Raw genomic sequence first — 1,993 nt, 5'->3', positions numbered from 1 at the left:
CGACATCCTGTTCTCACGTTGGTTGCTCATACGCGGGCCAATGTAGACCTGACCGCAGAAGTTGGCACGCCTTTCTTACCTTTGATGTCGGGTGCAAGAGGTGTGCGAGGCTCGCGCACCGGGGGCCGGACCCTCTTCGTGCTATGCGCGGAGGCCCTTTCCAGGAGGCAACCGGAGGGAGCCGCGACGGCCACTGGCCCCTTGCCCGGCCCTGGCCAGTCACGCTCTCATCCCGCCCATGTCGACCCCCGCCCCCCTCGAACCCCAGCCGCCGCCCGCCCAGCGCCCGCTCACCGCCCAGGACGCCAAGACGCTCGCACTGGCCGCGCTGGGCGGGGCGCTGGAGTTCTACGACTTCATCATCTTCGTGTTCTTCACCGCGGTCATCGGGCAGCTCTTCTTCCCGCCCGACACGCCCGAGTGGCTGCGGCAGTTGCAGGCGTTCGGACTGTTCGCGGCGGGCTACCTCGCGCGTCCCCTCGGCGGCATCATCATGGCGCACTTCGGCGACCGCAGCGGCCGCAAGCGCATGTTCGCGCTGAGCGTGTTCATGATGGCGGTGCCGACGCTGCTCATCGGCGCGCTGCCCACCTACGCCACGCTGGGTTACGCGGCGCCGCTGGTGCTGCTGGTGCTGCGCATGGTGCAGGGCGCGGCGGTGGGAGGGGAGGTGCCGGGCGCCTGGGTGTTCGTCTCCGAGCACGTGCCGGAGCACCGCGTCGGCTTCGCCTGCGGCACGCTCACCTCCGGCCTCACGTTCGGCATCCTGCTGGGCTCGCTGGTGGCGACGGCGATCAACAAGATCTACAGCCCCGCGGACGTGCTGGCCTTCGGCTGGCGCATCCCCTTCCTCGTGGGCGGCGTGTTCGGCTTCTTCGCCGTGTTCCTGCGCCGCTGGCTGGCCGAGACACCGGTGTTCGAGGAGATGCGCCAGCGCAAGGCCCTGGTGCGGGAGCTGCCCCTCAAGGCCGTGCTCCGGGGCCACGGCGTCGCGGTGGTGGTGTCCATGCTCCTCACCTGGGTGCTCACCGCCGGCATCGTGGTGGTGATCCTCATGACGCCCACGTTCATGCAGAAGCTCTACGGCATCGCGCCGGCCCAGGCGCTGGAGGCCAACAGCGTGGCCACGCTGAGCCTCACCCTCGGCTGTACCGTGTTCGGCCTGTGCGCGGATCGCTTTGGCGCCGGCCGGATGCTGGGCCTCGGCTGCCTCGCGCTGCTCGGGACGACGTACCTCCTCTATAGAGGCGTGGCCGCGGCGCCGGAGCACCTCGTCCCGCTGTACGCGCTCACGGGCTTCTGCGTCGGTGTGGTCGGTGTGGTGCCCGCGGTGATGGTGCGCGCCTTCCCCGCCGCGGTGCGCTTCTCGGGGCTCTCGTTCTCGTACAACGTGGCCTACGCCATCTTCGGCGGCCTGACGCCCCTGGTGGTCACCCTGATGATGAAGACCCAGCCGCTGGCGCCCGCGCATTACGTGGCGGGGCTGTGCGTGATGGGGGTCCTGGTGGCCCTCTATCTCCTGAGCGCGGGCCGCGCGCGTTTCGCCGCGGTGAGCCCCTCGGTGAGCCGATGAGCCAGACCCGGCGGTGCCCCTCGTGCCGGGGCCAGTTGCAGCGCTTCTTCGCCGAGGGAATCGAGCTGGACCGGTGCCGTGCGTGCCGGGGCGTGTGGCTGGACGCGGGTGAGCTCGCGGACGTCCTCTTCCGGAAGGTGGAGCCGCGGGAGGTAGGCGGCCAGAGCGAGCGCCGCTGCGCCTTCTGCTCGCGCCCGATGCGCACCGCCCGGTTGCCCGGAGACGTGACGGTGGAGACCTGCGGGAACTGCCGGGGCATCTTCCTGGACGAGGGCGAGCTGGAGCAGCTCACCTATGGCACCGAGTCCGAGGCCCCGCTCGCCACGCACGTCAGCCCCGACCAGCGCTTCCTCTTCTTCTACTGCGTGGCCTGCGGCGAGCGCTTCCATGCCCACGAGGCGCGGAGCGGCGAGGACGGGC

Annotated in this window: 2 protein-coding genes; both read left to right on the top strand. The window is 70.5% G+C overall.

What is annotated here, in order from left to right; all coding sequences use genetic code 11:
• Positions 1–238: 238 nt before the first annotated feature.
• On the top strand, positions 239–1,573 hold the full coding sequence (locus VF697_RS26270; RefSeq protein WP_331099461.1) for an MFS transporter: 1,335 nt from the start codon (positions 239–241) through the stop codon (positions 1,571–1,573).
• On the top strand, positions 1,570–1,993 hold a 424-nt coding region (locus tag VF697_RS26265; protein WP_331099460.1), incomplete at its 3' end, for a zf-TFIIB domain-containing protein. The genes VF697_RS26270 and VF697_RS26265, both read left to right, overlap by 4 nt.

This window comes from Archangium sp., assembly GCF_036388035.1.
Taxonomy (GTDB): Bacteria; Myxococcota; Myxococcia; order Myxococcales; family Myxococcaceae; genus Archangium.
Note: the sequence above shows the minus strand (reverse complement) of the source record. Positions and strands in the feature narration are given on the sequence as shown.

Excerpts from the sequence above, each read along its gene's own strand:
- VF697_RS26270 (WP_331099461.1), top strand. The coding sequence starts at position 239 with ATGTCGACCCCCGCCCCCCTCGAACCCCAGCCGCCGCCCGCCCAGCGC.